This is a genomic window from Undibacterium sp. Ji42W (genome assembly GCF_049340405.1).
Lineage (GTDB): Bacteria > Pseudomonadota > Gammaproteobacteria > Burkholderiales > Burkholderiaceae_D > Undibacterium.
The window spans coordinates 199,169-222,484 of sequence record NZ_JBMPOV010000008.1; the positions used below are offsets into that span (position 1 = coordinate 199,169).

The 23,316-nt window shown below is 50.6% G+C and carries 23 protein-coding genes and 1 riboswitch; of the genes, 13 read left to right on the plus strand and 10 right to left on the minus strand.

Annotated elements, in window-relative coordinates; translation table 11 throughout:
• The first annotated feature begins 277 nt into the window (after positions 1 to 277).
• The 7 genes from ACO0LG_RS18735 to ACO0LG_RS18765 all read left to right on the plus strand — a co-directional run bounded on the left by ACO0LG_RS18735 (position 278) and on the right by ACO0LG_RS18765 (position 5,675).
• The gene (locus ACO0LG_RS18735) at positions 278 to 1,546 is read left to right on the plus strand and encodes an RNA polymerase sigma factor (RefSeq protein ID WP_423029073.1); all 1,269 of its coding nucleotides are present in this window, start codon (positions 278 to 280) and stop codon (positions 1,544 to 1,546) included.
• 67 nt (positions 1,547 to 1,613) lie between these two features.
• The gene (locus ACO0LG_RS18740) at positions 1,614 to 2,678 is read left to right on the plus strand and encodes an alpha/beta fold hydrolase (protein ID WP_423029074.1); all 1,065 of its coding nucleotides are present in this window, start codon (positions 1,614 to 1,616) and stop codon (positions 2,676 to 2,678) included.
• A 149-nt stretch (positions 2,679 to 2,827) separates the two neighbouring features.
• Entirely contained in the window at positions 2,828 to 3,250 is a 423-nt protein-coding gene (locus ACO0LG_RS18745) for a VOC family protein (RefSeq protein WP_423029075.1), read from the plus strand.
• 36 nt (positions 3,251 to 3,286) lie between these two features.
• Complete coding sequence (locus ACO0LG_RS18750; protein WP_423029076.1) at positions 3,287 to 3,658, plus strand: YciI family protein; 372 nt, start codon at positions 3,287 to 3,289, stop codon at positions 3,656 to 3,658.
• An 11-nt stretch (positions 3,659 to 3,669) separates the two neighbouring features.
• Entirely contained in the window at positions 3,670 to 4,083 is a 414-nt protein-coding gene (locus ACO0LG_RS18755; RefSeq protein ID WP_423029077.1) for a VOC family protein, read from the plus strand.
• Positions 4,084 to 4,128: 45 nt separating this feature from the next.
• Positions 4,129 to 4,533, plus strand: a complete 405-nt coding sequence (locus ACO0LG_RS18760; RefSeq protein WP_423029078.1) for a VOC family protein — start codon at positions 4,129 to 4,131, stop codon at positions 4,531 to 4,533.
• A 227-nt stretch (positions 4,534 to 4,760) separates the two neighbouring features.
• The gene (locus ACO0LG_RS18765; protein ID WP_423029079.1) at positions 4,761 to 5,675 is read left to right on the plus strand and encodes an alpha/beta hydrolase fold domain-containing protein; all 915 of its coding nucleotides are present in this window, start codon (positions 4,761 to 4,763) and stop codon (positions 5,673 to 5,675) included.
• A gap of 571 nt (positions 5,676 to 6,246) precedes the next feature.
• On the opposite strand, the gene ACO0LG_RS18770 is transcribed toward ACO0LG_RS18765, so the two are convergent.
• A complete protein-coding gene (locus ACO0LG_RS18770; RefSeq protein ID WP_423029080.1) occupies positions 6,247 to 6,816 on the minus strand; it encodes an NAD(P)H-dependent oxidoreductase in 570 nt (189 codons plus the stop codon).
• Positions 6,817 to 6,905: 89 nt separating this feature from the next.
• Positions 6,906 to 7,607: a pirin family protein gene (locus ACO0LG_RS18775; RefSeq protein ID WP_423029081.1), complete on the minus strand. Its 702-nt coding sequence runs from the start codon at positions 7,605 to 7,607 to the stop codon at positions 6,906 to 6,908.
• A gap of 119 nt (positions 7,608 to 7,726) precedes the next feature.
• On the opposite strand from ACO0LG_RS18775, the gene ACO0LG_RS18780 reads away from it, so the two are divergent.
• Both ACO0LG_RS18780 and gluQRS read left to right on the plus strand, forming a co-directional pair.
• Complete coding sequence (locus ACO0LG_RS18780; RefSeq protein WP_423029082.1) at positions 7,727 to 8,644, plus strand: LysR family transcriptional regulator; 918 nt, start codon at positions 7,727 to 7,729, stop codon at positions 8,642 to 8,644.
• A 9-nt stretch (positions 8,645 to 8,653) separates the two neighbouring features.
• Positions 8,654 to 9,556 carry a tRNA glutamyl-Q(34) synthetase GluQRS gene (gluQRS, locus tag ACO0LG_RS18785; RefSeq protein WP_423029083.1) on the plus strand — a complete coding sequence of 301 codons (903 nt, stop codon included), beginning with the start codon at positions 8,654 to 8,656 and terminating at the stop codon, positions 9,554 to 9,556.
• A 67-nt stretch (positions 9,557 to 9,623) separates the two neighbouring features.
• Here the strand turns inward: gluQRS and ACO0LG_RS18790 are convergent, their stop codons facing one another.
• Complete coding sequence (locus ACO0LG_RS18790) at positions 9,624 to 10,133, minus strand: hypothetical protein (RefSeq protein WP_423029084.1); 510 nt, start codon at positions 10,131 to 10,133, stop codon at positions 9,624 to 9,626.
• Positions 10,134 to 10,322: 189 nt separating this feature from the next.
• Positions 10,323 to 10,694, minus strand: coding sequence for a hypothetical protein (locus ACO0LG_RS18795; RefSeq protein ID WP_423029085.1), 372 nt, complete (start codon positions 10,692 to 10,694; stop codon positions 10,323 to 10,325).
• A gap of 577 nt (positions 10,695 to 11,271) precedes the next feature.
• A riboswitch (cyclic di-GMP riboswitch) is annotated at positions 11,272 to 11,358 on the plus strand.
• Between the two features lie 83 nt (positions 11,359 to 11,441).
• Between ACO0LG_RS18795 and ACO0LG_RS18800 the strand changes: the two genes are divergently transcribed.
• Positions 11,442 to 13,820 (plus strand): putative Ig domain-containing protein, encoded by a 2,379-nt coding sequence (locus ACO0LG_RS18800; RefSeq protein WP_423029086.1) that lies wholly within the window; start codon positions 11,442 to 11,444, stop codon positions 13,818 to 13,820.
• Positions 13,821 to 13,884: 64 nt separating this feature from the next.
• On the opposite strand, the gene ACO0LG_RS18805 is transcribed toward ACO0LG_RS18800, so the two are convergent.
• From ACO0LG_RS18805 to ACO0LG_RS18820, 4 genes are all read right to left on the minus strand, one after another.
• Positions 13,885 to 15,294: a multicopper oxidase family protein gene (locus tag ACO0LG_RS18805; protein ID WP_423029087.1), complete on the minus strand. Its 1,410-nt coding sequence runs from the start codon at positions 15,292 to 15,294 to the stop codon at positions 13,885 to 13,887.
• Positions 15,295 to 15,319: 25 nt separating this feature from the next.
• The gene (locus ACO0LG_RS18810) at positions 15,320 to 16,729 is read right to left on the minus strand and encodes a TolC family protein (protein WP_423029088.1); all 1,410 of its coding nucleotides are present in this window, start codon (positions 16,727 to 16,729) and stop codon (positions 15,320 to 15,322) included.
• A gap of 113 nt (positions 16,730 to 16,842) precedes the next feature.
• Positions 16,843 to 17,217 carry a hypothetical protein gene (locus ACO0LG_RS18815; protein ID WP_423029089.1) on the minus strand — a complete coding sequence of 125 codons (375 nt, stop codon included), beginning with the start codon at positions 17,215 to 17,217 and terminating at the stop codon, positions 16,843 to 16,845.
• Between the two features lie 55 nt (positions 17,218 to 17,272).
• Positions 17,273 to 17,878, minus strand: coding sequence for a LysE/ArgO family amino acid transporter (locus ACO0LG_RS18820; protein ID WP_423029090.1), 606 nt, complete (start codon positions 17,876 to 17,878; stop codon positions 17,273 to 17,275).
• Between the two features lie 266 nt (positions 17,879 to 18,144).
• On the opposite strand from ACO0LG_RS18820, the gene argP reads away from it, so the two are divergent.
• Entirely contained in the window at positions 18,145 to 19,050 is a 906-nt protein-coding gene (gene argP / locus ACO0LG_RS18825) for an HTH-type transcriptional regulator ArgP (protein ID WP_423029091.1), read from the plus strand.
• A gap of 55 nt (positions 19,051 to 19,105) precedes the next feature.
• Here the strand turns inward: argP and coaD are convergent, their stop codons facing one another.
• Both coaD and coaE read right to left on the minus strand, forming a co-directional pair.
• Positions 19,106 to 20,248, minus strand: a complete 1,143-nt coding sequence (coaD, locus tag ACO0LG_RS18830) for a pantetheine-phosphate adenylyltransferase (protein ID WP_423029092.1) — start codon at positions 20,246 to 20,248, stop codon at positions 19,106 to 19,108.
• The gene (gene coaE / locus ACO0LG_RS18835) at positions 20,245 to 20,904 is read right to left on the minus strand and encodes a dephospho-CoA kinase (RefSeq protein ID WP_423029093.1); all 660 of its coding nucleotides are present in this window, start codon (positions 20,902 to 20,904) and stop codon (positions 20,245 to 20,247) included. Before coaE ends, coaD begins: the two co-directional genes overlap by 4 nt.
• Before the next feature lie 356 nt (positions 20,905 to 21,260).
• Here coaE and groES point away from each other — a divergent pair, with 356 nt between their 5' ends.
• Both groES and groL read left to right on the plus strand, forming a co-directional pair.
• Positions 21,261 to 21,551 (plus strand): co-chaperone GroES, encoded by a 291-nt coding sequence (gene groES / locus ACO0LG_RS18840; protein ID WP_110257032.1) that lies wholly within the window; start codon positions 21,261 to 21,263, stop codon positions 21,549 to 21,551.
• Between the two features lie 41 nt (positions 21,552 to 21,592).
• Positions 21,593 to 23,245, plus strand: a complete 1,653-nt coding sequence (groL, locus tag ACO0LG_RS18845; RefSeq protein WP_423029094.1) for a chaperonin GroEL — start codon at positions 21,593 to 21,595, stop codon at positions 23,243 to 23,245.
• Positions 23,246 to 23,316: the final 71 nt, after the last annotated feature.

Consider the following 23,316-nt stretch of genomic DNA (forward strand, 5'->3'; position numbering starts at 1 on the left):
GTATTCATGACCGATCTCAGCTTCAAGCAGGCCAGTGAACAAGTAGTGGTAAAAAAAGCACAATCGGTCTATTTTCCAGAATCCCGAAGACATTCGACATGATGGAAATTTGCTTTGAACTAGTGTTTTTAAAGCATTGTTCTTTCAGAGTGCGCTAGAATCAGCCATCTCTATTTCTGGTACGGAAAATGCAGAATTTATTCATTCTTCAGGTTCACTTATCTGAGCAACGCCAGCAGTCAGGCAATCAAGAAGGCTTCATACCCCAATTAGCCACATGATGACTTCAGTCTGCGATAACACCCATGTGTTGGTGGAGCGTATTTACCAGCAAGAGTCGCGTCGGGTCTTTGCGACCCTGGTGCATTTGCTGGGCGACTTTGATCTGGCAGAAGAAGCCTTGCATGAAGCCTTCAAGGCAGCGCTGGAGCAATGGCCAGACAAAGGTATGCCTGAATACCCACACACTTGGCTGGTATCGGCTGGACGTTACAAGGCGATAGACAGCATACGCAGGCAAAAACGTTTTGATCCGCTAGACCAGCACATAGAAACCGTGGAAGGGCTGGTCGATGAAAGTGCCCAGCCTGGTGAGCCAACGCCAGAATCAGCGGTCATGGAAGACGACAGGCTACGCCTGATCTTCACCTGCTGCCATCCTGCACTGGCTGCCGATGCCCAGGTTGCCCTGACGCTGCGCGAAGTCTGCGGTTTGACGACAGAAGAAATTGCCCACGCATTCCTGACCCCTGCCCCTACACTGGCGCAACGCATAGTGCGTGCCAAGGCGAAAATACGTGATGCCAAAATCCCTTATCAGGTACCGGAGAAAGGAGAATTGCCTGCGCGCTTGCACAGCGTGCTTAGGGTGATTTATCTGGTCTTTAATGAAGGCTATTCCAGTTCTGCCGGTGAGTCTGCCTTACGCCTGGACCTGGCGGCAGAAGCCATCAGGCTGACGCGACTGCTACAGGAGCTATTGCCCGAGCCAGAAGTCAGCGGCTTGCTGGCGCTCATGCTATTACATGAATCACGCCGCCCCGCCCGTACTGATAGCCAGGGAGAATTGATCTCACTGGAACAGCAAGACCGTCAATTATGGGATCACGCACTCATAGCCGAAGGCTGTACGCTCGTGGAGCAGGCTTTGCGCTCTGGCCGATTTGCTGCCTATACCCTGCAGGCGGCAATATCTGCCGTTCATGCAGAGGCAATTACTTATGCGCAGACTGACTGGCCGCAGATTGTTGGTCTGTATGACGCGCTGCTGCGGGTAGAAGCCAACCCCGTCATAGAACTGAACCGCGCCATCGCCATTGCTATGTGTGCTGGTGGGTTAAAAGCAGGTTTGCAACTGGTCGCGGCCCTGCTGGAAAAAGAAGAAATGCAAAACTACCATTTAGTCCATGCAGCCAGAGCTGACCTGTGTCGCCGTAATGGTGATCTGGCACAGGCAAAGTTATCCTATGAACAGGCGCTACAACTCTGTAAACAGGAACCGGAAAAGCGGTTTATTGAACGCCGCTTGCAGACATTACAGAATTAGAGATCTTCTTTGATACTCGTCAAGCTTACAAAAAATAAAAGAAGTCTGCCCTGAACCAAGGCGATATATGGCAAAACTGTACCACGTTCCTCCCGCTTTGCTACTCAGCCTGCTGCCCGCATTATGCACGGCTGAAGCCGCACCGATTTCACCAGGCCTTGCCTGCAAGTCAGCAACGCAAGCCATCAATGAAGAAGGTTTTGTCGAGATAGGTGGCATACCTCAATGGGTCACCATCAAGGGCAAGCATTGCAGTAACCCCGTCATCCTGATCGTGCATGGCGGGCCCGGCAATACCATGAGCCCCTATGCCAGTGCAATTTATGGTGCATGGGAAAAAGATTACACCATAGTGCAGTGGGATCAGCGTGGCGCTGGCAAGACTTATGGCAAGAATAAACCCGGCGAAGATACGCCATTAACGGTCGCGCAAATGGCTGACGATGGCGTCGCCCTGGCTGCTTATCTTACCCAACATCTTGGGAAGAAGAAAATCATACTGACCGGTAGCTCATGGGGTTCGATACTCGGCGTGCAGATCAGTGTATCGAAACCTGAATTATTTTATGCTTATATCGGCACTTCGCAAGTCGTCAGCTACAAGACTAACCAGACAGCCAGTTACAATAAGATACTGAGCCTGGCGCAAGCTGCGGGTGACCAGGAGACGGTTAGTAAAATAAGCGCACTTGGTACGCCACCGTGGAGCAATCCGCGCAACTTTGGTATTTTGCGCAAGGCAATACGCAAATATGAAGCGCAGCGTACAGACCCTGCACCCAAAGCCTGGTGGATGTCTGACCCCGCCTATGCCACCCCGACAGCTCTGGCTGACTACGAAGCTGGAGAAGATTACTCTTTCCTGAAATTTGTCGGTTACAAGGGTGACGGCATGTTCAGCAAAGTGGAATTTGCTGACAACGCTACCAAATTCGCTATCCCGGTCTTTTTCGTCCAGGGCGCCGAAGATTTGCTGACCATGCCTGAGATTACCCGCCAGTATGTGGATAGCATTACTGCGCCGCAAAAAGAATATATTGTCGTGCCACGCGCCGGGCATGATCCAAATTTGCCATTTATTGAGGCACAATTAAAGCTGCTCAATGAACGTGTGCGAGCATTGAGCAATTAATGCTCAATGGCAATTTTCGGATATCTACAAAAAAAATTAAATTTTTTAAGAAGTAGTGTCGATTTACTGTCAGTCCATTCGACTATCAGATGTGAAGATGCTTTCACACGATCATCCAACCAATTTAAAATTGATAAAAGGAAATGACCATGCCACATCCTATCGCTTACCTGTCCTTTAACGGCAACTGCAAGGAAGCCATGTACCATTATGAGCAAGTCCTGGGCGGCAAAATCACCGTCATGATGAATGGTGCAGACTCCCCCATGGCAGCCATGATACCGGCAGAATCTGCCCACCGCATCTTGCATGCTCGCCTGGAATTGCCAGATGGCGGCTTGCTGTTTGCAGGAGACTGCCCGCAGCAAATGCCTTACGAGGGCATTAAAGGCGTATCTTTTGCCCTGAATTATGAGACGACAGAAGAAGCCAGCAAGGTCTTCAACGCACTGGCAGAAGGTGGCCAAGTGACCATGCCGGTACAGCCAGCATTTTGGGCCAAGTCCTGGGGCATGCTGGTCGATAAATACGGCACCCCATGGATCATCAATGGCGAGCCACTGCCACTGTAATCCGACCAACGCTATTCCATTATCGCTGGAGCCCTTATGAAATATCTTTGCCTGGTGTATCTCGACAATGAACACTGGAATGCCTGCCCGGATGAAAAGTGCGCCATGTATGCCCAAGGCTTGCTGGATAGTGGGCATATGCTGGCAGCCGAACCGCTGCATCCCGTACACACCGCTACTACCGTCAGGGTAAGGAATGGGCAATTGTCAGTCACCGATGGCCCGTTTGCAGAAACCAAGGAAATGCTGGCCGGTTTTTACCTCATCGAAGCCAGGGATTTGAATGAAGCTATACACCTGGCTTCAAAAATCCCGCCAGCGCAGCATGGCAGCATAGAAGTACGCCCAGTGCGCGCGCTGGACCTGCCAGCTATGGCCACTATGTCCACAGCAGCGACAAAAAATTAAAGGAGAGCACAATGCACAAGCAAATTTTTGTCAACCTGCCTGTTAAAGACCTGGCCCGCGCCAAGGAATTCTGGAGCAGCCTGGATTATAGCTTTGACGCAAAATTCAGCGGCGAAAAATCCGCCTGCATCATCTTCGGTGAAAGTATCCTCGTCATGCTGCTCGTAGAAGAGCTCTTTGCCAGCTTCGCCCACAAACCAGTCTGCGACGCGCATGAGCGGGTAGAAGTTTTGCATGCCCTCTCTTGCGAGAGCCGCGAGCATGTTGATACCCTCATTGCAAAAGCCAGGGCAGCCGGTGCCACCATTCCCGACGAAGCAGAAGACCATGGCTTCATGTATGCGCAGGGCTTCTATGATCTTGACGGTCATGGCTGGAACTGCTGTGCGTGGGTACCTGAAGCTGAAAACACACAGGCAGCATAATTCATTAAGTCCACTCACACTAATACAACAAATTAAGGAAGACAAATGCATAAGCAAATCTTTGTAAATCTGTCGGTCAAAGACCTGCCCCGCTCCAAGGAATTCTGGAGCGGCCTGGGTTATACCTTTGAAGCCAAATTCACCAATGACCAGGGTGCCTGTATGGTGCTGGGCGAGAACCTGTTCGTCATGTTACTGGTGGAAGAATTCTTTGCAGGATTTACCAACAAACCCATCAGCGATGCGCGTGAACGCACTGAAGTCTTGAACTGCCTGTCTTGCGACAGTCGTGAGCAAGTCGACAGCCTGGTCGCCAAGGCAAAAGCTGCCGGCGCCACGGTGCCTAAAGAACCGGTAGACCACGGTTTTATGTACGGGCATGGCTTCCACGATATCGATGGTCATGTCTGGGAATTGGTGCACATGGTAGCAGAGGGCGAGTGCAAATAAATTTGCGCGAGTTCAACTGGAGCTGCCAAATGCGCTACCAAACCGCCTGCTTAAGATACTTAAGAGGCGGTTTTTTTATGCGCATCACTTTCACCTTGATTTAATTCGTCACAGCAGACTCAAGCTTGGTCACACTGTCTGTCATCGCTCCTGGCTGAAGCGGCATACTGGGATTACCCTATCTAACGCTCTTTGAAATGAAATTTTTTAACTGGCCAATCAATCTGTTGAGATTTACTTCTTTTTTATATCGTCTAATAAACTGTATCGCCCTATGCCAGCTGGCAGCAGTTTCTGCACACGCCACCATATCAGATGCTGCTTATGATGTTCAATCAGGCATCATCTACCAGCACAACGGCAACGAAGTATTAACGGGCGACCTTTTCCGCCCCAAAGGTGATGGAAAATATCCGGTGCTGATTGCAGTACACGGCGGCGACTGGCGTTTTGCAGATGCCAGCCTGTACAAGCATTGGGGACCATACCTGGCAAAAAATGGCTATGCCGTATTTGCCATTAATTATCGTCTGGTCAAAGATAAAACCAACCTCTATCCGGCAGCAGTACATGATGTGCGCGCCGCCGTGCAATTTTTGCGGCAGCAGGCGGCGACTTACCAGCTTGATCCTGAGCGCATAGGCTTGATTGGTGATTCTGCCGGGGCACAGCTTGCTACTATCGTCGCACTGGCTGGTGATCAGCCGCCGTTCTCGGATGGCATGAATCCCACTACCAGGGTCAAGGTTTGCATAGGGATTTATGGCAGCTATGATCTGACGGCAAAATGGGAACATTCGAATCGCTACTACCCGGACAATAATATTGCCCAGGGCTTCCTTGGCAGCAGCCTCGTCGATAACCGCAAAATTTATGTTGAGGCATCACCGTTGTCATATGTAACGCGTGATAATAATCAAACACAGTTCTTGTTGAGCTGGGGAGCGAAGGATAAATTTGTTGATCCTGAAGGACAGTCGATTGCCTTTATGCATGCCTTGAAGCAGGCGGGGTTTTCTGTGCGTTCAGTCGTGTTGAAGAATGCGGGGCATTATTGGGCGTCTGAGCCTATCAAGATACATGGAAGTGATTCTGGATATTTGGCACCGCGTTTATTGCAGTTTTTGAAGGAGAAGCTGTAGGGGAATTTTGCTACGTGCCTATTATAAAGAGGCCGTTATTTGGATTGCTTATGCAATAACGTATAGGTCGACTTTTAGCACTCTCAAAGTCGTCATTCCAGCGTGCTTTTAGCTGGAATCCTGCGCCGGCCCTAGCAAACTATTTCAAGAATTAATTTCTGATTCGTCGTAATTGTATATCTGCTTTTGAAATACTTTGCACGTCATTTACGATTGCCGGTCGGGGGTAGCCCGACAGCTACATTCTTTTCTTGCCTCGCTGTAGTGGTCAAGAAAAGAATGCAAAAGAAGGCGACCCAGGCGTCGCTGCCCCCTAAAGGGGATTCCCTTTGCTGCAAGACAAAAAATGGGAAGGCTCGAAAACTCGCTACGCTCAAACATCGATCCTTCTCTTTCCATTTTCTACCTGGCAGCAAAAGCATCGACACATGGGAACTGCAAAAATCAAAAACAACGTCAACACGACCTACACTCATATTTCTCAAGGTGTTGATTAATGATTGTGTTTCAATTCAAAAGAAAAACCCGCCAATCAACCCGGCGGGTTTTTTTACTTCAACACCAACTCATCTTACTTAAACTTCGTAGCCACTTCCGCTATACGCTTACCAAACAATTTCGCTGTTTCCAGGTCACCTGGCAGCGGGCCTTCTTCTGGTGAAGAGTCAGATGGGGATTGTGTCATCAGGCCGCTGAAGCTGGCGATGTAGTTGATGTCATTGCGTTGCGCCGCTTTGCTGTTTGAAGGCATCAAACCAGTGCCTACCCAGATCATGGAGTGCTGTTGTGACAGCGTGAACAGGTAATGCAGGGTCGATAGTTTGTCGCCATTCATGGATGCAGAATTGGTGAAGCCTGCAGCGATCTTGTCTTTCCAGACCTGGCTATACCAGGGTTTGGAAGACGCATCGGCGAATTTTTTAAATTGCCAGGACACTGATCCCATGTAAGTTGGGGAGCCAAAGACGATGGCGTCAGCTGTGGCCAGGGTTTCCCATTGTGCGTCTGTAATATTGCCTTCGGCATCAATCTTGATGAGTTCAGCATCGGCGCCAGCTGCTGCTGCACCTGCGTGTACTGCTTCTGCGGCCTTGGTAGTGTGGCCATAACCTGAATGATAAATAATCGCGACTTTAGACATGTTTTACTCCTGTGTGGGTATGAGTTTTTTACGCAAAAAGACAAATCACTGACACGTTTTTTCGTCAGTGATTTGCCTATCTTTCCATCTTAATGAGGCAGATCAAATACCAGTACTTCTGCCTGTTTGCCCTGCTCTAGCACAAGTTTTTCTTCGGCTGACATCATCAAGGCATCGCCCTCTTTAAGGGACATGCCATTTACTTGCAATTCACCGCGTGCAACGTGGACATATGTCAGGCGGTTTGCTGCCAATGCGATTTCTTCTCTTTCTGCTGCATCAAACAAACCAATTTGCAGCCGAGCGTTCTGGCGAATCTTGATGGAGCCATCAGCACCATCGCCAGAGACGACTAAACGCAAGCGGCCCTGCTTTTCTTCACGACTAAATTCTTTTTCGCCGTACAAAGGCTCACCACCCAACTGGTCTGGCTGTATCCAGATTTGCAGCAAACGTGTGTGTTCAGTATTAGCCGGGTTGAATTCCGAATGGCGCACACCAGTACCTGCACTCATATACTGCACATTGCCTGGACGTATCGTACTGCCATTACCCATGCTGTCTTTGTGCGCAATCGCACCTTCAAGTACATAAGTAATAATCTCCATGTTCTGGTGCGGATGCGTACCAAATCCCATGGCAGGAGCGATCCAGTCGTCATTAATCACACGCAATGGCCCAAAACCCATGTGCTGCGGATCGTAATATTCTGCAAATGAAAAACTATGATGCGATTTCAACCAGCCGTGCTCGGCGTGGCCGCGTTCTTGTGATGGTCTGAGCGTAATCATATAAGTCCCTTTCAAATTTCCTGAAGAATATGTTCAGGCGATATACACACTATATACATGCAAATTCTTTGACATAAGGGTAGAATTTCATACAACTCATTCAAATTATTTGAACAAACATGAACCTGACTCTTGAAGCCCTGCAAATCCTTGATGCCATAGATCGCAAGGGCAGCTTTGCGGCGGCTGCGGCGGCCCTCGACAAAGTGCCCTCTGCCATCACATACAGCATACGCAAGTTGGAAGAAGATCTGGATGTACTACTATATGACAGGCGTGGCCACAGAGCCAAGCTGACTATAGCGGGAGAGGAGTTATTACTACAAGGCAGGCATTTATTGAACGCAGCGCAAGAGCTGGAAAACCGCGTAAAACGCGCAGCCAGTGGCTGGGAGGCAGAGCTGCGTATCGTCATTGATGGCATCATACAATTCGAGGATATCATCCCCTTGATCAAGGAATTTGAACAACAGGCCTGCGGCACGCGGATCCGCATCAGCCAGGAGATTTTGTCAGGCGTCTGGGAAACCATGGTATCTGGCCGCGCGGACCTCGCCATAGGCGCCGCCTATTACGGACCAGATGCAATACGCATGCAGGGCGAATTCCAGACCCGCTTGCTGGGCAGTGTGGAATGGGTGTTTGCCGTGGCACCACAACATCCGCTGGCGCAGGCTGAGGAACCACTTACACCAGCGATTTTACAGGCCCACAGGGCAATAGCCATCGGTGATACCGGTCTGACACTGCCATCAATGACCGCAGGCTTGCTGAGCGGCCAGGACACCATGACCGTGCCCACCATGCATGCCAAGCTGGCGGCACAACTAGCCGGCCTGGGTTGCGGGCATTTGCCACGCCGCCTGGCATTGCCACATTTGCGTAGCGGTGCGCTGATAGAAAAGAAAACCACTGCCCACCGCCCGCCAGAAGATAACCGCCTGGTCTGGCGTAATGCTAACAAGGGAAAGGCCTTGTTGTGGTTTTTGCAGAAATTGCAAGACCCTGTCGTGCAACGCATGCTGATCGGTAATTGAATAACGTCCATGCCAACAGAACAGATGATGCAAAAATACATAGGACGTTTCGCCCCCTCCCCGACTGGCCCACTGCATATGGGTTCGCTGGTGGCTGCCATGGCTAGCTATCTCGATGCAAAAGCCCATGACGGGCTATGGCTGCTGCGCATGGAAGACCTGGATTTTGACCGCAATGTCAAAGGCGCAGACCAGCACATCATCAACTCGCTGTACCGCTGCGGCATGATCTGGGATGGCGACATCCATTGGCAAAGCCAGCGCCAGCATCTGTACGAAGCTGCCTTGCAAGTTTTAGGTGACAAGCGCTATCCCTGTGCATGTTCACGCAAGGAAATCGCTGATTCACGCCTGCGGCTGGGTGAAACAGCCAGCCAGATTTACCCGGGCATTTGCCGTCATGGCCTGACAGCAGGGAAAATTGCCCGCGCCTGGCGTTTGCGCGTACCAGATCAAATCTATCGATTTAAAGACAGACTCGCGGGTATGCAGGAACAAAACCTGGCGACCGAGGTTGGTGACTTTGTCTTGAAACGTGCCGATGGCTTCTGGGCTTATCAGTTAGCAGTGGTGGTCGATGATGCGGCGCAAGGCATTACCCATGTGGTGCGCGGCGCTGATTTGATCGATTCCACTGCACGGCAAATTTATCTGCAAGAATTGCTGGGCTCGCCCACACCTTCTTATCTACATGTGCCAGTGGTGACCAATGCAGATGGTGAGAAATTGTCCAAGCAAACCGGGGCACTCGCTTTTGACCGCGGTGATAATGACTTACTGCATGAAGCACTGATGCCAGCAGCACAATTCCTGAGGCTGAACTTGTCATTAACATTCGATGATATTCCAAGGTTCTGGTCAACGGCAATTCAGGCTTGGAAAGTAAAGATGGCAAGTCTGGAATCACCATAAAGCCAGGGGCTGCATTGCAGCCCCTGTTGTAGATCAATGTCAGTGATTATTGAGAAGCAACAAATCATTAATGCTCAGGATGTTCTCTGCCGCGCTCATGTCCATGGCGATCATGCTCGTCATAACGTCTGTCGTCACGTCGATAATCATCGCGCTGGTATTCATTACGTCGGTAGTCATCGCGGCGATATGCATCATGCCTGTAGTCATGGTCGCGATAATAACCATCGCGGTAGCGTGGCACTACTTGCGTGTTATACCAGTTTTCCTGCACAAAATAGACTGGGCGGCCGCAGGCATTATAGCTGTAGCAATAACGACTCCAGTTATTCCTGTGCATGGTAGGGACAACCAAGTACATAGGGGGCTCAACTACCTGTACTCTTTGCACGATACGTGGTTCACGGTAAATTACCTGTGGCTGAGGAAAATTACCTACATCCACCTGCCCATAAAATCCTGGCTGACCAAATTGCACAGAAAGACCTACATTCTGCGCCTGGCTCTGTGCCGTCATGAATAAAGCTGCACAAGCAGCGCCTGCCAGCAAGACTTTTTTGCATGTCATGGTTTTCATTGCGTACTCCTTTTCAATACCTGCTCACAGAAATACATACTGTGCTTACCACCTATAACGTTTGACGAGCACATCTGTTGACTTCTGCAAAAAATATTCTCTATCACCCTATGGAAAAGGTCTGTACGTTAGCCAACATATGCAGTAGATGACGAATCAAAGCAGACATAAAAGATATCGCTGTGCAACTTATTTTGCATGAAAATTTGCCGCCCATTGCGGCGCTTTTTGATCGAGAACGGCGCGACGCTCTGCCGATATTTTCATGGTGAGTTGCGCGAGTGTCGTGCGGTGAGATACAAAGGCATAATTGGCATCACGTTTTCCAAATTGACGTTTAAGTACATACTCAAGCTGGTTGGCACCAGCCACATCTTCATAAGCAGTTTCCAGCGCTTCTGGCAAGACTGCCTGATATCGCAAGACCAGTTGTGCCGACATGCCGCGATAAGCCGGATCATTGGTGCCAGTTTGGTGTGTGTATTTGACAGCGTCTTTCAATGCAGTGAAGGCATCTGCATTTTTCTTGATGTTCGGTATACCGGATTGGATGTTGTTCACTCTTGCCCTTACCGCTCGTCATGGCCACAGACCAGCCCGACTTTTCAGTGATTTTTCTTCCAGGCAGGCTAGGCGGCTATTTGCTTCAGCAGCAACATAAGTTTGCTGCCTTACATTGCCCTAAGCTGCAAGTTTGCGATTCTTTGCCAACCAGTCCTTGAAATGGGCGCGCAAAGGTTTTGCCGTGATCAAGTCGCAATCATCCAGACTACTCTTTGCAGCTTGTGAACTTGCGCAAGCAAGTGCCAGGCAAATCAAAATTCCGGCACGGGAGATGTGTGGAGAAAGTTTCATCTGCAATTTTTTGATGTTTTATTCAGATAAAAATCGGATACAAGTCCGTACGCACAGATGCTGCCATGGTGAAAATGAAATGTGAAATTATTTTACAACTTAACACTTTTTGCTTAATTGAAAAGCCAGCAAAGCAACAATTCCCAGGTTCTGTTATCAAAGCGAAACCGAAGCTTGTTTTAGCCACACGATTTCAACAATCCTTGACATTTTTCTGCTTTCTTTTGAGTGGAAATATTCATACCCTGAATTTGTAACCAAGAAATTCAAATTCAGTTTCCAAAAAACTTGAGGGCAAACCTGTTGAAAGTCAGGGACGCAAAGCCACCGGCCTACAGCGCACACGCGCCATGGCAGCGGGGTTACCGGTGATGTTATAGCGAACGCGTTTGATCGCTGATGCGTATTTATAACAACCGAATCACCGCCCTCTGCTGATATCGGAGTGCACTCGTGATTAGTCCAAAGAAAGCAGTTTCCACATCACTCAGCCCGCTTGCATGCCTGAGTATTTTAATCAGCGCAAGCGTCCTTACCGCCTGCGGCGGTGACAGCCCCCAAGTCAGCAATGCTGTCGTTGCGTTACCACCGGCAGAAGTTGCTACAGGCATGACGACACTGGATGTCACGTTGCCTGTATTGCCGCCAGATGTGGCAATTCAAATGACCCAACCCACTTTTCACATCGCACCAGTCTTGCTTGATGCGCCTGCCGACACAGATGCATTCAACGGCAGCAGATCAGCCCACATGCCACCAGCCTTGCAAACCATACCGCGTGAATGGCAAGGCGTGCATGGCCGCGGTCTGACGGTATCGGCAATACGCTCTTTGCCACGCCCGCAACTGACACCGCCGCCGATTGCTGCGGGTTCGATTGATGTGTTGCCATCGGCCAGCACAGGTGTGGTATCTACCTACACGCCGGCACAAATACGCGCAGCATACGGCTTACCGACACTGCCTGCCAGCATGACAGGTTTGACAGCAGTTCAGGCTGCGCAGTTAGGTGCTGGGCAAACAATTTACATTGTCAATGCAAGACATGATCCCAATATCGTGGCAGAACTGAATGCCTTCAATCAAAAATTTGGTCTGCCTGCCTGTGCTGCCAAAACCATTGCTTCCAGCACTGCCCTGCCACTGGCCGCGGCATCTGCCAGCGCTTGTGAATTTGCTGTCGTGTTTAGCACCAGCGCGGGCGGCATGAGCAGCAATGCACCAGCTTATGATTCTGGCTGGGCCACAGAAATTGCACTCGATGTACAATGGGCACATGCCACGGCACCGCTCGCCCGCATCATATTGATTGAAGCTGCCGATTCTTCCATGAGTAATATGGTCGGCGGCATCAAACTGGCCAATGCCATGGGGCCGGGTGTGGTATCAATGAGTTTTGGTTCAACAGAAGGCAGTTGGACTGCCGGTGTAGAAAGTACATTCTCACCAACAAAAATGACTTATCTTGCTGCCTCCGGCGACAATGGCCCTGACGTTGAATGGCCAGCAGTGTCACCGAATGTAGTAGCCGTGGGCGGCACCAGCCTGACTTATTCTGGTGGCAGCAGGACTGAAGTGGCATGGTCAAATACCGGCGGTGGTGTCAGCGCCTATACAGCAACACCCAGCTATCAAAATACAAGCGTACCAGGCATGGGCGCACCAGCCCGCAGGACAGTGGCTGATGTGTCCATGAATTCTGATCCGAACACTGGCCAGTATGTCGCCGTGATGACACAAGGCAGCAGCACAGTCAACTGGGTCAGCGCTGGTGGCACCAGCCTGGCGACACCGCAATGGGCGGGCATTATCGCCGTCGCCAATGCGACTCTGGTACAAACTGGCAAAACAGTATTGGGTGCACCCCATGCGGTGTTGTATAACAAAATTGCCAGCGTACCGGGCAGTTATGCCAACGTATTTGCTGACGTTGCCAAGGGCAGCAATGGCAGTTGCGCCAGTTGTACAGCCAAGATTGGGCATGATCAGTTGACTGGTCTTGGGACACCCAATGTCAGTAATTTGCTGAGCACACTCAGTGGCACCGTCATCACACCAGCACCGGCAGTGACCTCTGCCAGCATCAGTGGCCAAACTGGCACTGCATTGAGCTTTACTGTGTCAGCAACTGCAAGCAATGCATTGACTTACAGCCTGAGTGGCAATCCATCGGGCATGACGATCAGCAGCGCTGGTATCGTCACTTGGGCCACACCTGTTGCAGGCACATATGCCGTGATTGTCACTGTGCTGGATGCAGCAACTGGCCAGAGTGGCAAGGGCACATATACAGTCACGATCACCGCGCCTGTACCGCCTTTAGTAACTGCCAGTACGATCAATGGCGTAGCCGGCAGTGCCCTGTCGTTCAACGTAAATGCGAGTTCAGCCAATGCACTGACCTACACCCTTAGTGGCGCACCATCTGGCATGAGCATCAACCAGACCGGTGCGGTCAATTGGGCCAGCCCGCTGGCAGGCAAATATGTGATCACAGTCGTCGTCAAAGACGGCAAGACTGGACTAAGCAGCCAGGCAATATTCAACATTAGCATCGTGGCATCTGGTCTGAGCATCAATGCTCCTGCCTTGACGGGTGTGGCGGGCAAGGCCTTGACGGGCACCATCAGTATCACCGCGCCTGGCGCAACATCGCTATCTATCTCGATTAGCGGTGCGCCGCTGGGATTAAACTTCAGCATGAGTGGCACGAATATCATCACAAGCTGGAGCAGCCCCGTAACAGGCAGCTATACATTGAAAGTCACAGCTACTGACAATACCGGCAGAACTGCAACTACCAATATACCTTTGACCATCACGGCGAAATAAGAAAGTTAATGCAAGAACGGGTGGGATCAGGCTTACTGACCTCACCCATTTTTGTTTGCGTAACTTAATGTCCGCTATGGCCTTGCGGCTTGCGCACCTGTACTTCAACTTCCTTGCCATGCTTCATCCCGGCATGCCGATCAGCAGGCTGGCGCAGGGCATCCGCTACCGGACCGGCATATTCATACGCCACTGTTCCTTTGGGATGCTGGAACCAGCCGGGGTCTTTATAGTCACCCGGCTTCTGGTCTTTGCGCACCTTGACGACGCTGAACATGCCGCCCATTTCCAGCCCGCCAAATGGCCCTTCGCCTGTCATCATAGGGATGGTGTTGTCGGGTAGCGGCATTTCCATGGTTCCCATGTCGGCCATACCCTTGTCGCCCATGCTCATATAAGCTGGGATCAACTTGCTGATCTTGTCGGCCACATCTTTATGATCGACACCTATCATTGACGGCACACTGTGGCCCATGGCATTCATGGTGTGATGGCTCTTGTGGCAATGGAAGGACCAGTCGCCTTCTTCATCGGCGACAAACTCAACCTGGCGCATCTGGCCGACGGCGATATCAGTCGTCACTTCCGGCCAACGCGCTGTTCTGGGCACGGGGCCGCCATCCGTACCTGTCACGGTGAATTCATGACCGTGGATATGGATCGGATGGTTGGTCATCGTCAGATTGCCTACGCGTATCCTGACCCTGTCATTCTTGCGTACATTCAGGGTATCAATGCCAGGAAAAATGCGGCTGTTCCATGACCATAAATTAAAGTCTGTCATGGTCATGATATTGGGTTTGAATGCGCCTGGCTCTATGTCATAGGCACTGAGTAAAAAAATAAAATCCCTGTCGACTTCCTCAATCTGCGGATGTTTATTCTTTGGATGGGTAATCCATGAACCCATCATGCCCATCGCCATTTGCACCATTTCGTCTGCATGCGGGTGGTACATGAAGGTGCCGGGGCGACGTGCCACAAATTCATAGACAAAAGTTTTGCCTGGTTGTATCGACGGCTGGGTCAGGCCGGATACACCATCCATGCCATTGGGCAGGCGCTGACCATGCCAGTGCATGCTGGTATGTTCTGGCAAACGGTTGGTGACAAAGATACGTACCCTGTCGCCCTCCACCACCTCTATCGTGGGACCAGGGCTTTGGCCGTTATAACCCCAAAGGTGGGCTTTCATGCCGGGAGCCATTTCCCGCACTACCGGCTCAGCGATCAGGTGGAATTCCTTGACACCATTATTCATGCGCCATGGCAGGGTCCAGCCGTTCAGTGTCACCACCGGATTGTACGGGCGACCATTCTTGGGCTGCAGCGGCGGCATGGTGTCGGGCCTGGTTTGTGTGACAGCTTCCGGCAAGGCAGCCAATGCCACTTTGCTGACGCTGGCCGCTGCCAGGGCACCACCAGCGATGCCAGTAATACCCGCCAGTTTAAAAAAATCTCTTCTTGTACTCATGTTATTTCCTTCGCAGATCTAGTGATCAATGCGCTGTTTCTGCCGTGGCAGCTGATTTGACGGGATTAAGATTACTTGCCGATGGACGCCCCAGCAGTTCAGCCTGCAACGCCGCATCTGCCAGCCAGAATTGTTGTTCCGCGTTGATAGTGGCCAGCACGCTGTTGACTTGCTCGCGACTATCGGCCAGCAATTCAAACACGCTGATGAACATGCCGTTATAACGCAACTGGTTTTCGGCAGAGATGCGTTTGCGTATCGGCAGTATCTCGTCATGGTATTGCCTGGCGATATCGTACATGCTGCGATAGGCAGAATAACTGACCCGCAGATGCGAGCCTGCATTATTCACCGTATCTTGCAGGCGATAACTGGCTGCAAGAGTCTTCGCATTCATGGCAGTTCTTTGTGCATCTCCCCAGTCGAATAAAGGCAACCTCAGGCTGACTGTAAAACCACGCTTGATATCGCTATTGCCCGATGCATCAAAATTGGTGTCGCGCCTGATGCCCAGTTCTATATCTGCAAAGCTGCTGACCAGGCTTAGGCCCTGACGTGCGGCGGCGGCATCCAGTTCCTGTTTTGCCAGTTGTATATCGAGACGGTCTTTGGTCGCTTGCGGACCTATGTTTTCTGCTGCCAACGGTGTTACCGGCAAATCAGGCAAGTGCTCTGGTAGTTTGAGTTTTTTCTCCTGCTCGTCATTCAAGCCCAGCAAACGCACCAGCGCTTCGCGGGTAGCAAGGCCGGTATAGCGGGCAAAGCTGAGTTGCGCCACCGCGTCGGCCTTGAACGCCTGCTGACGCGCTGCCTGCAGCTTATTGAAATTGCCCGCATTGAGCATGCGTTCTGCCAGTACAGCGCCGGCATCGGCAGCGTCGCTGACTTGCATGGCATATTCCAGGCTTTGTTGTGCTGCGACTGCCCTGACCCAGGCAGCACGCACCTGATTCACACGGTCAATCACATTCACGCTCAATTGTGTTTGGGCTTGTGCCAGACCATGTTGCGCCAACGTCTGCCGTTGTGGCAGACTGAGTAAATCCAGCAGACCGAAGCTCAGCATGCGGGCGATCTCAAGCTCGCCGGATTGACGGTTACGCTCAAAGTTAAAGACAGGATTTTGGATACGCCCTTCTTGTTCGGCATCCCCCCCATCTGCCTGGTGTTGCGCCAGCATGGCTTGCAGCGCGGGGCTATTGAGCAAGGCAATTTGTACGGCGGCATCTTGCGTCAGCGTGTCATGCAACAGACTTGCCGCTCGTACCTTCATGTCTTTTTGTTGCGCAGAGGTGCTGGCCAATGCGAGTTTTCCCTGGGTATAAGCCGGATATTGCTGATTGATTTTTTGGGTACTCTGGTTGATATCAAAACTGGTACAGCCAGTCATTACCAGCAATGCTGGTAACAGATATCGGTAATGAATGTGCGACATGAAGTCCTCGCGGTAAGAAGTGTATCTCTGCAAAATTGAGGTGGCTATTCGTAGGTTGAGCTACCTTGTACGTGCGGCCCAACCTACGAAACGTAGCTAACTACGCTAATTATTCAGGCGAAAACAACTTTAGGGGGACGTTCCAGCATGCGCGCTGGGACAGATGCTGGCAGCAAAACAGGCAGCACCTGAGCATCATCATACGCAGGTATCAATGCAGAAATTGAAATAGCAGGCATCAGGGCGATGCTCATGCAACAGGGAGAGGAAGACTTGCAATGATCGCCCACCTTGCCTTTTACAGCGCTGGTGCTGGTGCCATCAGCTTTGGCAACTGGCTGGCAATGTTCATTGCCAACGGCAACAGAGACGCCAGCCTGGACAGGCATATCCATGGCGCAGCCTAATTTACTGGCAACAGCAACGCCCTGCAGGGGCAGCAGTACCAGTAACAGCCAAGCAATCAATAAACGCCAGGATTTTTTCATGCGCCGAAGTTATCACAATTCGGACTTTTCAACAAACGACCAGAGCAAAACAAGCTCAACCCAGTATTAAATTGAGTGCGAGCATTAGCATCACAATGCCGACCACGCTATCCAGCACGCGCCAGGCTATAGGCTTGGCAAACCAGGGGGCAAGCAGACGAGCTCCAAAGCCCAAAGCCGCAAACCAGATCGTGGCATTCAAGACGGCACCCACGGCAAACCAGTATTTGCCGTCACCAGGTTGCTGCCCACCTATGGCTCCTAGCAACACTACGGTATCGAGATAGGTATGTGGATTGAGCAAGGTCGCTCCCAGCACTGCCAGGGCTGCCTTGCCCGCCGTCAGATTCAACTCGCCGTCTTCTGCGACCAGACTTTGCTGACTGGCCGCAGCCCGCAGAGACCGCAACCCATACCAGATCAAAAACGCCACCCCGCCCCAACGGGCCATCATCAGCAAGACTGGCTGGCTATTGATCATGCCACCTATACCCGCCACACCAGCCAGTATCAGCAGCATTTCACACGCTATGCAGATCATGACTGTTAAAGCCACATGCTGCTGGCGCAAACCCATGCGCAAAACATGGGCATTTTGCGAACCGATAGCCATGATCAAACCTGCACTCATGCCCATGCCCTTGAGTATAAAAGCCAACATCATCTGTCTCCCTGTTTATTGATATAGGGAGTTTGGGCAACAAAAGGTTTAATATGAAGTAAATTTAAAATATTTACGAATTCATTAAAATTTCTTAACTTATGAACTTAGTTTTTTTACATTCTTCGTGATGCAACAAAGAACCTTGGTCGAATGCATTCGATAGCAACGAGCGTTATTTAAAAATTATCCCTTTTTACTGTGTCTCTGTGTCGAGAGGTTTTTACTCAAAACACCACAAACTCATTAATATCTTATCTAGAAAAATGCAAACAAGACTAGACAGCCGCCAGTGCGAAGCCTTTCTCAGTGTCATTGACCATGGCAGTCTGGAACAAGCAGCGCAAGCCCTGAACCTGACCAGCTCTGCCATTTCACAGCGCATCAAGGCACTGGAAATGGAACTGGGTAACACCCTGCTGGTGCGCAGCCGCCCTTGCCGCGCCACGGCAGCCGGGCAAAAGCTGGTGCAACACTTGCGCCGGGTGGCAGAGCTTGAGCAAGATTTGCAAAGTGAATTTGCCGGTCAGCAAAGCGCAGCTATCAGTATTGCCTTGGGCGTCAATGCCGATAGTCTGGATAGCTGGTTACTTCCTGCCCTGGCAGAATTTTTGATCGCTGAAAATATCTTGCTTGAAGTATTGATTGATGACCAGGATCATACCCATGACTTACTGGAAAGCGGTATGGTCCTGGGCTGCCTATCGGCTGAACAAAATGCCATGCGGGGTTGCCAGGCTGTGCCGCTGGGCTTCATGCGTTACCATCCGGTCGCCAGCAAAACGTACTACCAGCGCTGGTTCCCACAAGGTATGACACGCAAGGCAGCGAGGCTGGCACCGGTACTGACGTTTAATCGCAAAGACAAATTGCAAGCACAGATTTTGCTCGAACATTTTGGGCTGCAGGAACATGCCTACCCCACACACTACATACCGGCAACGACACCGTATAACCACGCAATTTTGCTTGGCCTGGGCTGGGGAGTGATACCTGAAACCATGCTGGACAACCTGGATCAGGACAAACTGGTCAGGCTGATGCCAGCTAATCCGGTTGATGTGGCGCTGTACTGGCACCATTGGAAAGTGCAGACGCCGCGACTGGCGCGCCTGACGAATACGCTGGTGAAGCAAGCCAGGGCAAGCCTCACTCAGCTAACTGAAACATAATTGAAAAAGCTGACCTTATATGCCGGATCGCAGCCTTTACTGCCCCTCGTTTCAACTACGCTGATTGCGTTTTTTCACGCTGCAGATTAAGCAGCGCCTGACTGGTGTATAAATCCGCAAACCAGGCATCAGTAAATAATTTGCCTGCCGCTGCCTGGGTTTCAAAATGACTCAACACACGCCCCCTGCCAGCCTGATAAGTAGCATCATCTACATCACTATATTCAAGCCGCACGGCTGCAGCATAGGCATCATAGGTATCGGCAGCCTGCCCCAAAATCGCCAGATCAACGCCCAGCATGGCGTCCTTGAGTGGATGACTTACGCTTGCACTTTGGAAGTGATCTGTTACACGTATCAGGTCAGCCACTGCTTGCGTGTCTTGCGCGTTTTTTGTATGAAGACCAGCATCCAGCCACAACCTGGCACTCTGTTCTTCATTCGATAAATCAGCATGTTTTCCACCATACACGGCGTCATGGAACCAGAACGCTTTTTTCAATATCGCTACATCAGACTGGCTGGCACCGGTATTGCTCGCCCAGGCCGATATCTCGCTCAGTCCATGCACCAGATGATCAAGATTATGGTAAGTCCGGCGTGCCGCACCGTAGGCATCATCACCCGTCAGATAATCAAACCAGTGGTCGAGTTTGGTACCGTCAACATCAGCTTCGGCTTCCCACAGTTTTTGCCAGTCAGTGCGCAACCAGCTTTTGATCCACGCTATATAAGCTGGCATGGGCATGAATTTTTTTACCGTCCAGTGCCAGCCCACCGGCCCTTGCAAGGCACGCACAAAACTGGAACTGACAGAACCAAGATCACGCGGTGGCATGACAAAGATGGTCTTGGCACCATCGAGTACATCGACATTGGTTTGCTGTATCAGGTTTTCATAATCAAAGTCTGAGGTATTGCGTATCCCGCGTACCAGATACTCTATGCCATGGCGCTTGGCAGCACGCGCCGTGTAATCGCCCTTGACGATAACCACGCTGACATTGTGCCAGCCGCATTCAGCCACGCTGCGTTCAATGATGTGCTTGCGCTCAGGTGCAGAAAACTGCGGCTTCTTGACTGGGTTTTCAGAAATGAAGACCACCACTTCATCAGCTAAAGCCCTGGCCTCTTGAATCACCCATAGATGACCATTGGTGATGGGATCAAGCGTGCCAGAGAATGCGATTTTTTTCATAATGGACTCCAGTACGACATATAAATAAGATGTTGATGCAAGACTTGCTGACACAGGCTGGCAATGTCGTTTTCATTGCTCATCACTTCATGCGCACATTGCAGGTATAAACCAGATGATGCCTGTATTTGAAAAACCTGTCTGAACTCAGCCTCAGCCCAGCCTGGATTGCGCTGTTGCAGACGCTGCAGACGTGTTGCCTCGCTTGCCTCCACCAGCAAAATTCTTGTTGGTGCCATACATCCACTTTCACTTGCGAAGCGCAAACTGGGAAACAAGGCTGACTCCCAGACCACATACACCGCACGCTGTTGCGCCGTCCATTCCTGCATCGCAACCATTACATGGGGCTGCAATATAGCTTTGAGCTTTTCGTTCAGTTGCACATCGGCCACCAGCAAAGTGCGCAAGATACCACGCTTTACGCGGCCACTTTCATCCACGATTTGCGGCAATTCTTGTGCAATCTGCTTTGTCGCTACATGTTCTGGGTCTTGATGAATTTGCCGCGCCACCAAATCAGCATCCAAAACCGGTACACCAAGACTGGTAAATTGGCTGGCGACTGAAGTTTTGCCTGTACCCATGCCACCTGTGAGCAAAACGACTGCGGGTCTAACAAGATATTTCCCACCAGAATTGACCATAGTTTGCATGATATTTCATAAAACCTTTTTATCTAAATATTTGGTCGAACAACCAATATTTAAAGCTTAAGCCACCACTCTGCAAAGAGCAAGAATTATTTGGTTATATAACCAAATTAAATAAAAAAGGCATATCAAAAAGAAATTAATTATCGAAAAGAAATCGATTTGGCCCTTTTATTATTAAATAATCACTATTTATGTACCCGTGCCAACCAACAAAATCGATTTAGCTGTTTTTTAGCTCTTGAAAAGCCCTCCTCTCGCCCATATACTTAGCACTCGTTGGGAGAGAGTGCTAACAAGTCTTTCCCCAGCTTAATTGAATTCCAATAGTAATTACTCGCAAATTTAAAGGAGCTTGTATGAACCTTCGTCCCCTGCACGATCGCCTGATCGTGAAACGCCTGGATCAAGAAACAAAGACTGCATCCGGTATCGTTCTGCCTGACGCTGCTGCTGAAAAGCCAGATCAAGGTGAAGTGCTGGCTGTTGGTCCTGGCAAATTGCTGGACAACGGTACAGTTCGCGCCCTGGACGTAAAAGTTGGCGACCGCGTTTTGTTCGGTAAATATTCTGGTCAGGCTGTCAAAGTTGACGGCAACGAAGTTCTGGTGATGCGTGAAGAAGATATCTTCGCGGTCGTACAGAAGTAAACGACATCCACGATATCAATTAAAGAATTCGGAGAATTAATATGGCAGCTAAACAAGTAATTTTTGGTGATGACGCACGCGCGAAAATCGTCAATGGCGTCAACATCCTGGCGAACGCAGTTAAAGTCACCTTGGGTCCTAAAGGCCGTAACGTCGTTCTGGAACGCTCTTTCGGCGCACCTACGGTAACTAAAGACGGTGTCTCTGTCGCCAAAGAAATCGAACTGAAAGACAAGCTGGAAAACATGGGTGCACAACTGGTGAAAGAAGTGGCTTCCCGCACTTCTGACAACGCTGGTGACGGCACAACGACAGCGACAGTTCTGGCACAAGCCATCGTTCGCGAAGGTTTCAAATATGTTGCAGCTGGCTTCAACCCAACTGACTTGAAACGCGGTATCGACAAAGCGGTTACAGCCATCGTTGCTGAAATCAAAACGCTGTCCAAGCCAACAACAACCAACAAAGAAATCGCTCAAGTTGGTTCCATCTCTGCTAACTCCGATGCAAACATCGGCGACATCATTGCCAAGGCAATGGACAAAGTCGGCAAAGAAGGCGTGATCACTGTTGAAGACGGCAAATCCCTGGACAACGAACTCGACATCGTTGAAGGTATGCAGTTTGACCGTGGCTATCTGTCACCCTACTTCATCAACAATCCAGAAAAACAATCCGTTATCCTGGAAAACCCGTTCATCCTGTTGTTCGACAAAAAAATCTCGAACATCCGTGACCTGCTGCCGGTACTGGAACAAGTGGCAAAATCCGGTCGCCCACTGCTGATCATCGCTGAAGATGTCGATGGCGAAGCGCTGGCAACTCTGGTGGTGAACAACATCCGTGGCATCCTGAAAACTGCAGCTGTTAAAGCGCCAGGCTTCGGTGACCGTCGCAAAGCCATGTTGGAAGACATCGCTATCCTGACCGGCGGTCAAGTGATTGCTGAAGAAGTTGGTCTGACACTGGAAAAAGCGACTCTGGCTGATCTGGGCCAAGCTAAACGTATCGAAATCGGTAAAGAAAACACGACCGTTATCGATGGCGCTGGCCAGGCTGTCGGTATCGAAGCACGCGTTAAACAAATCCGCGCGCAAATCGAAGAAGCAACTTCTGACTACGACCGTGAAAAACTGCAAGAACGCGTTGCCAAACTGGCAGGCGGTGTTGCTGTGATCAAGGTTGGTGCTGCAACTGAAGTTGAAATGAAAGAGAAAAAAGCCCGCGTTGAAGATGCTCTGCATGCAACTCGCGCTGCTGTTGAAGAAGGCGTTGTTCCTGGCGGTGGCGTTGCCCTGTTGCGTGCACGTCAAGCTGCAGGCGACATCAAAGGCGACAATCCAGATCAAGAAGCAGGTATCAAACTGGTGTTGAAAGCAATCGAAGCACCACTGCGTGAAATCGTTGCGAACGCTGGTGGCGAACCTAGCGTTGTTGTTAACGCCATCATCAATGGCAAAGGCAACTACGGCTTCAATGCTGCCAATGACACCTACGGTGACATGATAGAAATGGGTATTCTGGATCCAGCTAAAGTAACGCGCTCTGCATTGCAAAATGCAGCGTCTGTTGCTGGCCTGATCCTGACGACTGATGCGCTGGTTGCTGAATTGCCTGACGACAAAGCAGGCGGCGGCATGGGTGGTGATATGGGTGGCATGGGCGGTATGGGTGGTATGGGCGGCATGATGTAATAGCTGCTAGCGACTCTTATAGAGTCGCATTGCTCAAAGCCCCGCAACGAAAGTTGCGGGGCTTTTTAGTT